The 8,260-nt window shown below is 46.0% G+C and carries 9 protein-coding genes and 1 riboswitch; of the genes, 3 read left to right on the top strand and 6 right to left on the bottom strand.

Annotation, left to right across the window (positions count from 1 at the left end; translation table 11 throughout):
* A partial coding sequence (metK, locus tag B3O33_RS01135) for a methionine adenosyltransferase (RefSeq protein WP_292362760.1) occupies window positions 1-708 on the bottom strand: 708 nt, incomplete at its 3' end.
* Between the two features lie 95 nt (window positions 709-803).
* A riboswitch (S-adenosyl-L-homocysteine riboswitch) is annotated at window positions 804-882 on the bottom strand.
* 51 nt (window positions 883-933) lie between these two features.
* Window positions 934-1,632 (bottom strand): M48 family metallopeptidase, encoded by a 699-nt coding sequence (locus tag B3O33_RS01130; protein WP_292361938.1) that lies wholly within the window; start codon window positions 1,630-1,632, stop codon window positions 934-936.
* Window positions 1,633-1,709: 77 nt separating this feature from the next.
* Between B3O33_RS01130 and dusA the strand changes: the two genes are divergently transcribed.
* Window positions 1,710-2,699 (top strand): tRNA dihydrouridine(20/20a) synthase DusA, encoded by a 990-nt coding sequence (gene dusA / locus B3O33_RS01125; protein ID WP_292361939.1) that lies wholly within the window; start codon window positions 1,710-1,712, stop codon window positions 2,697-2,699.
* Window positions 2,700-2,993: 294 nt separating this feature from the next.
* Here the strand turns inward: dusA and B3O33_RS01120 are convergent, their stop codons facing one another.
* Together B3O33_RS01120 and B3O33_RS01115 are read right to left on the bottom strand one after the other, a co-directional pair.
* A complete protein-coding gene (locus B3O33_RS01120) occupies window positions 2,994-3,773 on the bottom strand; it encodes an ABC transporter permease (protein ID WP_292361940.1) in 780 nt (259 codons plus the stop codon).
* Entirely contained in the window at window positions 3,770-4,693 is a 924-nt protein-coding gene (locus tag B3O33_RS01115) for an ABC transporter ATP-binding protein (protein WP_292361941.1), read from the bottom strand. The genes B3O33_RS01120 and B3O33_RS01115 overlap by 4 nt, the downstream gene beginning before the upstream one ends.
* Window positions 4,694-4,732: 39 nt before the next feature.
* Here B3O33_RS01115 and mutH point away from each other — a divergent pair, with 39 nt between their 5' ends.
* Window positions 4,733-5,434 carry a DNA mismatch repair endonuclease MutH gene (mutH, locus tag B3O33_RS01110; RefSeq protein ID WP_292361942.1) on the top strand — a complete coding sequence of 234 codons (702 nt, stop codon included), beginning with the start codon at window positions 4,733-4,735 and terminating at the stop codon, window positions 5,432-5,434.
* A 46-nt stretch (window positions 5,435-5,480) separates the two neighbouring features.
* Entirely contained in the window at window positions 5,481-6,800 is a 1,320-nt protein-coding gene (locus tag B3O33_RS01105; protein ID WP_292361943.1) for a diguanylate cyclase domain-containing protein, read from the top strand.
* On the opposite strand, the gene prmB is transcribed toward B3O33_RS01105, so the two are convergent.
* Together prmB and B3O33_RS01095 are read right to left on the bottom strand one after the other, a co-directional pair.
* Complete coding sequence (gene prmB, locus B3O33_RS01100; protein ID WP_292361944.1) at window positions 6,791-7,720, bottom strand: 50S ribosomal protein L3 N(5)-glutamine methyltransferase; 930 nt, start codon at window positions 7,718-7,720, stop codon at window positions 6,791-6,793. The two genes, B3O33_RS01105 and prmB, sit on opposite strands and share 10 nt — an antisense overlap.
* Window positions 7,720-8,260 (bottom strand): aconitase family protein (locus B3O33_RS01095; protein WP_292362759.1); only part of this gene is annotated, 541 nt, incomplete at its 5' end. The genes prmB and B3O33_RS01095, both read right to left, overlap by 1 nt.

The raw sequence follows: 8,260 nt of genomic DNA, 5'->3' as shown, positions 1-8,260 counted from the left end.
CCCACCGATAATAAATTGTCCGGTCGGATTAATATGATATTGCGTGTTTTTGGTCAGCCATTCAGCGGGAAGCGTTTTTTTGATAATCAGTTCCATTACTGCTTCTTTGAGATCGGCCTGGCTGATTTCAGGGTTATGCTGAGTCGATAACACCACCGCATCGATACCGACAGGAACACCATCCTCATAAATAAAGGTCACCTGACTTTTAGCATCAGGCCGTAACCATGTGAGTTCACCACTTTTACGCACTTCTGCCTGACGTTTGACCAAACGATGAGCGTAAGTAATAGGGGCGGGCATTAGCACTTCAGTTTCGTTACTGGCATAACCGAACATCAAGCCCTGATCACCTGCACCCTGATCTTCTTCTGTCTCACGATCAACGCCCATGGCGATATCACCGGATTGTTTCCCGATAACAGACATCACGCCACATGTTTGACCATCAAAACCGACGTCAGAGCTGTTATAACCGATATCCGTTATGGTTTTACGGACGATATCTTCCAAATCCACCCAGGCGCTGGTTGAAATTTCTCCGGCAACAATGGCAACACCTGTTTTAATGAGAGTTTCACAGGCAACACGGGCGTGGGGATCTTTTGTCAGGATGGCATCTAAAACAGCGTCGGAAATTTGGTCTGCTACTTTATCTGGATGACCTTCTGAAACCGATTCAGAGGTAAAAAGATAAGCATTACTCATAGACAACTTCCTCATTATTAAAATTCAAATAAGGTAATGATAGTCGGACTATGGGTAAAGTTCGGATGAAACGCCCATTACTATCAGTGACCTGTTAATAATGAACGCCGTTTTGAAAATGTGACATTGAATAAGCCTAGCAGAGCTTCCTCTGTCGCAGCGTTCCTCATTCAATGGGGCATATATTAATTCATATTCGAAAAATTACAAGTTAAGGACTAATGCTCATATAACTAGCTGATGTCCATGATTTTTCAGCCAACCACGATGTTGACGGTAATTCGGGTCGAATTGTTCCACCAACTGCCAAAAAGCTTTCGAATGATTGTGCTGTTGCAGATGACACAGCTCGTGAATGATGACGTAATCACTGATGGGCTGTGTGGCCTGAACCAGTTGCCAGTTAAGTTGAATATCTCCTCGGATATTACAGCTGCCCCAGCGGGATTTATAGCTTTTGATCTGAACCTGATTGGGCTGCAGGCCGGTATGCTTAGCAAGTTGTTTTACGCGGGCAGTCAGTAATGCTTCTGCCTGGTGTCTGTACCACCTCGCTAAGGCCTGCCTTATTTGTATTGATGAAGCACTGGCTGGAGCCATAATGAGAAATTTGTGTTGATCAAACTGAACATGTAATCGTTGGCGCTGGGACTCATGAATGATATGTAAAGGATAGTGTTCGCCCATAAACGGCTGCAATTCACCGTCGATGAATTGCCTTTCTGGCGGACGTTGCTGGTAATGCCGCAATTTATCCTGAATCCAATGTTGTTTGCGCATTACAAACTGCTTGGCCAGCCATAAGGGCATGAGTTTGGGTAAATGCACCGTCACGTTGCCATCCTGGATTTTAATGGCCAGAGACTTTCTGCGCGGGCTTCGAACAACTTCAACGGATAGATCGTTAATCTTAATGATACTCATCGCATGACTTAAAAAGCATATTAACTGGGCATTTTAGCGGCTGATTTGCGAAAATGTCGGATTAAACAGGTTTTATTATGACTCTGACAGCCAATATTAAATTCGCTCACCGGTTATCGCTGGCCCCCATGCTGGATTGGACTGATCGCGACTTCCGTTATCTATGCCGGCTCATTTCCAGACACACTATGTTATATACCGAAATGGTGACAACAGGTGCGTTATTGCATGGAGATTATCAACGTTTTCTGGCACATGATGAGCTGGAATATCCCATGGCGTTACAGTTAGGCGGTAGTGAGCCTGCTGAACTGGCAAAATGTGCCATATTAGGTGCCGAAGCGGGTTATCAGGAGATAAATCTAAATGTGGGCTGTCCAAGCGATCGGGTGCAAAATGGCCGGTTTGGTGCCTGTCTGATGGCTGAACCCAGACTGGTTGCTGAATGCGTGACAGCAATGAAACAGGCCGTCGATATCCCCATTACGGTAAAAACCCGCTTAGGTATTGATGAGAGTAATAGCTATGAATTCCTAAAAGAATTTGTTGAGTCAGTTTATCAGGCTGAGGTGGATGCATTGATTCTGCATGCCCGCAAAGCCTGGCTAAAAGGGTTAAGTCCTAAAGAAAATCGGGATATTCCGCCACTTGAATATGAAAAGGTGTATCAAATCAAGCAGGAATTTGCAGATTTGCATCTGGATATCAATGGGGGAATCCATATGCTGGATGAAGCTGAAAAACATCTGCAACAGGTGGATGGTGTCATGATGGGGCGCGCGCTTTATCATCAGCCCTATCTTCTGGCCGAGGCGGACAAACGGATTTTTAATGATGATCGATCAATCCCGAGTCAGCATGAAATAGTTGAATTGATGCTGCCGTATATTGAAATGCGCATGAAAGAGGGGAGACCCTTAAAATCGATAACCCGTCATATGCTGGGTTTGTTTCAGGGCTTGCCCGGCGCACGTCGCTGGCGACGGCATTTAAGTGAAAACGCCCATTTACCCGGGGCCGGGGTTGAAGTGGTTCAGGATGCGCTCAATTTAATAGGCGGAGATTAAAAGTAACCACAGAGACACAGAGGGCACAGAGTTTTATAAATAGTTTGTGGTTTATGATGACTGGCGTGTAAGTGGTGTTTGAAGACTTTCAAAAAATAGTCCGCAGAATACGTAGATGGACGCAGATTAAATAAATGGTTTTCAGTTTGATGCAGTAATGCATCACGAAAGAACTATGAGGGCTAACTTCTTTCAAACTGACTTGTTAAATCATTCATAAAGCATCTGCGAAAATCTGCGTAATCTGCGGATAAACCAATAATAAAAACTCTGTGTCTCTGTGGTTCATAAAAATCAATTCCTCAAGCCAGTACCTTTATGCAGCAGATACAACGCATAAGTGGTCAGGGCAGCGATAAACAGCAGGATGATGGCAAAAGCAGCGACTACGGGAATATCCGAGACGCCCAATAAGCCATAACGGAACGCGTTGACCATATACAACACCGGATTCAACATGGAAACGTTCTGCCAGAATTCCGGTAGCAGCGAAATCGAATAAAACACCCCACCCAGATAGGTGAGGGGGGTCAGGATAAAGGTTGGAATAATCGAGATTTCATCAAAACTGCGAGCATAAAGTGCGTTAATGAAGCCGCCCAATGCAAACATGATCGCGCTGAGAAACACCATGCTGATGGTGATGCCAATATGTTGTATGGTGAGTTTAGTAAAAAATAATGACACTAAAGTGACTATCAGTCCAACACACAATCCACGCGCGGCACCACCGACGACATAGCCTGCGAGAATGATGTAATTGGGAACTGGTGACACCATCAGTTCTTCAATATGGTTCTGAAATTTTGCACTGAAAAAAGACGAAGCCACATTGGAATAAGCATTGTTAATGATCGCCATCATGATGATCCCGGGGGCGATGTATTCCATATAGCTGAAGCCATCCATTTCACCAATTCGGGTGCCAATCAGGTTACCGAAAATAATAAAATACAAGGTCATGGTGATCGCTGGCGGTAACAGCGTTTGCGCCCAAATCCGCAAAAAACGTCTGATTTCCCGTGTTACTAATGTTGAAAATGCGATCCAATGGTGCTGACGACGATGATTCATTCGACAGACTCCGGACGCTCAACCAGGGTTAAGAATAATTCTTCAAGACGATTTACCTTATTTTTCATGCTTCCCACTTTTATGCCCCGTTCTGTCAATACACTGAACAAACCATTCAGTCCTTCATGTCGATGCAGCTCTACTTCAATGGTCGTCGGGTCCACCTGATGATATTCAATTCCTTGCAGTAAATTGTTATCTGTCAGTGGTTCAAGTAAATCGAGCACAAACGTCTCTTTATCCAGACGGTTTAATAACGATTTCATATCGGTATTTTCAACGATGCGGCCTTTATCGATAATGGCGATATTACGACACAGGTTTTCGGCCTCCTCAAGATAATGCGTGGTCAGGATGATAGTGGTACCACGTTGATTGATTTCGCGTAAAAATACCCACATAGAGCGACGCAGTTCAATATCTACACCAGCTGTTGGCTCATCCAGTATGAGGAGTCGGGGATTATGAACCAGGGCTCTGGCAATCATCAGCCGGCGCTTCATGCCGCCAGATAATGAGCGTGAGGCGGTATGTCGTTTTTCCCATAAGCCCAGTTGTTTAAGCAAGGCATCGGCTCGGGGTTCGGCCTGTTTGGCAGGCACACCATAGTAACCGGCCTGTGTGACCAGAATATGTTTGACCTGCTCAAAACCATTAAAATTAAATTCCTGCGGCACCAGCCCGATATAACTTTTAGCGAGTTCGGTTTGAGTGTCCAGATCGGCATCAAAGATTTTTACCGCCCCGCTGGTTTTTGTCACCAACGAGGTTAATATACTGATGGTCGTAGACTTGCCAGCGCCATTTGGTCCGAGCAGTGCAAAAAAATCACCTTCTTCTACAGTCAGGTTGATATCTTTGAGCGCTTCCAGACCATTGCGATAGGTTTTATTCAGATGTTTAATAGTCAGCGCTTTCACCGGAATCGCCCCAAGCAGATTTAAACGTACTAGATTATCATGTCACCCATGCCCGAGGATATTGACCAATTAATGCTTCCCGTTACAGCGCCACTGTCAGAAGAAGAATTGCTGCGGCGTTGTGAGCTCATTACGGGAAAAACAGTTGCCCAGCTGGCGCAACAGTATAATCTGCCTGTACCTGCTGATTTGCGACGACATAAAGGCTGGCTGGGCAATCTGTTGGAACGTATTCTGGGGGCAGATGCCGGCAATCAGGCTGAACCGGACTTCGTGGCTTTAGGTATTGAATTAAAAACTATCCCGTTAAATAGCAAGGGTGAACCAAAAGAATCCACTTATGTCTGCACGGTGAATCCACGGGCAGTGGCAGAAACCCATTGGCAGACATGCTGGTTGCGTCGTAAACTGAGTAAGGTTTTATGGTTACCGCTCGAGGCAGAGAATTCTATTCCACTTGAGGAGCGATATATCGGGCAGGCAATTTTGTGGCAACCTTCAGAGCATCAGGAAACTGTGCTGCACCAGGATTGGGAAGAGTTGATGGAAATCATGATTGCTGAAGGTGGTGTTACCGCGAGACTAGGACGTTATCTGCAGATTCGTCCCAAGGCTGCACATAGTCGGGTGACTACCCGTCAAGTCGGCCATGACGGTGAGGTTGAATTGCATCATCCATGTGGTTTTTACCTTCGTACAAGTTTTACGCAACAAATTCTGTCAGGGAAAGCTTGCTGTTAATGTTCAGCAACAGGCAGAATGCACATTAGATAAAAGGATTGGCTAAGTGCAAAAACTCAATGCATTAGTAGTAGACGCTTCTACTGAATTTAGAAATAAAGCCCGCGCGCTATTGTCGGCAGCCGGATTTGAAGTCGATATTGCTGAAACGGGGTATCAGGGGCTGGAGCATGCTCAGCAAACACGATATCGATTAGTCTGCTGCAGTGATGATCTGTCTGATATTGCCGGCAGTGAATTCTGTGGTCAATTACGGGCTATTAATGGTTATGATTATGCTGCTGTGCTGGTCATGACGGAAAGTGACAACGCCCGGACGCTGAAACAGGCCCTTCTGGCTGGCGCTACTGATATTTTCAGCAAACATGATGAAGCCGAACTGGGTATTTATGTGCAACGTCTGGCTCAACGGGAGACCCGCCAATTATCCGGCCGGGTATTGTTCATTGAAGATTCCCGGGTATTGCAAACCATTATTATCGATTTACTGACTGATATGGGGCTGGATGTTGATGCCTATACCTTTGCAGAGGAAGCATGGGATGCTTTCAGTGGCGGAGACTATGAGCTGGTGATCACCGATATCATGCTGGAAGGCAGTATGAGTGGCATTACACTGGTCAGAAAGATCCGCCGATTGCGGGAGGATTATGGCAATGTGCCGATCATAGCGACTTCAGGCTTTGATAATGTGTCACGCAAAATCGAGTTATTCCACCTTGGCGTCAATGATTTTGTCTCCAAACCGATTGTTCGCGAAGAATTGCGTCAACGGGTATTTAATCACATTACCAGTTACCAGAATTTTCGTGAACTGAGAGCGCAGCAGAATTCATTATGCAGTCTGGCAATGCTGGATGAATTGACACAGTTATTTAATCGTCATGCGTTACGGGAGTTTGCGGGTAAATATTTAAGCGAAGCTTATCGTTTCAAGCGTGATTTGGCGATGGCCGTCATCGACCTGGATCATTTCCGGGCGATTAATGAGCAGCATGGTTTTGTGCGGGGTGATAATTTATTGGCAGAACTGGGCAATTGGTTAAAACGCCATGTGCGTGATGTCGATATGATTGCCCGCTGGTCCGGTGAAGAGTTTGTCCTGCTCTTGCCAGGATGTGACGAGCAGGCCGCTTCAGCCCTGATGCAGCGTATGCAGAAACGTTTAACCAGATTCAAACCCGCCAGCATCAGCATTACTATCAGCGTGGGTGTGGCGATCCTCCGCCATGATAAACAAGACACCTTAAATAGCCTGTTTGAAATGGCTGATCGCGCAATGTATCAGGCAAAAATGGCAGGGCGGAACTGTGTGCGGATTTATCAGGCAGAGTCAGAGAAAACCGTTAGCGAAACTCAGGAATGAACGGATGCAAACTCAACACACTGTTTGTGAGTCAGCATAAAGATTCCATGGCCGCCTTGTTCTAATTCCAGCCACAAAAAATGGGTTTCCGGCCATCTCTCATCTACTGCCAGATCGCTATTGCCCACTTCAACAAACAACAAGCCGTGTGGTGTTAGAAACTTAGCTGCTCCAATAATGATCTGTTCAACCAGAGCAAGCCCGTTATCTTCAGCCTGCAACGCATCAACCGGTTCATGATGATATTCAGCTGGCAGGCTGGCCATTTCAAAATCACCAACATAAGGTGGATTACTGACAATCAAATCATATTGCCGCGAACGCTCCAATTCAGACCACAAATCCGATTGGATAATTGTTAGCTCATCTCCGAGCAAATGTTTATTTTTATTTATCTGGGCGACGGCCAAAGCTTCTTCGCTGATATCCACAGCATCTACTTCTGCGCCTTCAAATGCCATCGCCAAAGCGATCGCAATACAGGCACTGCCGGTACACATATCCAGAATGCGTTCTACACCCTCGACATTCAGTAACCAGGGCAAAAATTGGCTTTCAATTAACTCAGCAAAGGGTGAACGGGGAATCAGAACGCGTTCATCAACATAAAATGGCAACCCTGCAAACCATGCTTCACGCGTTAGATAGGGGACTGGTACACGTTCCTCAACTCTGCGTTTGACCAGATTGAGCAAAATCTGTTTTTCAGCACTACAGAGTCTGGCATCCAGAAATATTTCGGGTAACTCGGTTACTGGAAGTTTAAGACTGTGCAGAACAAGTTGAGTCGCTTCATTAAACGCATCGTTATTGCCATGACCAAAAAATAACCTGGCTTCTTCAAAACGCGAAGTCGTCCAACGCAGGAAATCGCGCAAAGTGCTGAGTTCGGCCTCAGCAGCTTGATAGTTGGTTGTCATTAATGGGCGGTGATATCAACGAAGTGACCAGCTATAGCCGCTGCTGCAGCCATTGCCGGACTCACTAGGTGGGTACGACCGCCCTGACCTTGTCGGCCTTCAAAGTTACGATTAGAAGTTGAGGCGCAATGCTCGCCGGCTTCCAGACGATCAGCATTCATTGCCAGACACATGGAACAACCTGGGTCGCGCCATTCAAATCCGGCCTCAACAAAAACTTTGTCCAGACCTTCCTGCTCAGCCTGTTGTTTGACTAAACCTGAACCGGGAACTACCATCGCCTGTTTGACTGTCTCGGCAACTTTCCCACCCTTAATCGCAGCTGCAGCTTCTCGAAGATCTTCAATACGTGAATTGGTACAAGAACCAATGAAAACGCGGTCCAGACGGATGTCCTGAATCGGCTGATTGGCATTTAATCCCATGTACTTCAATGCTTTTAACATGCCATTACGTTTTACTGCATCATTTTCCGCATCAGGATCGGGAATTCTGGCATCAACAGGCACGACCATTTCGGGGGACGTGCCCCATGTGACT

The sequence above is a fragment of the Methylophaga sp. UBA1464 genome (genome assembly GCF_002325665.1).
Lineage (GTDB): Bacteria > Pseudomonadota > Gammaproteobacteria > Nitrosococcales > Methylophagaceae > Methylophaga.
The sequence above is the reverse complement of the archived record's forward strand: the minus strand, read 5'-3'. Positions and strand labels throughout refer to the sequence as shown.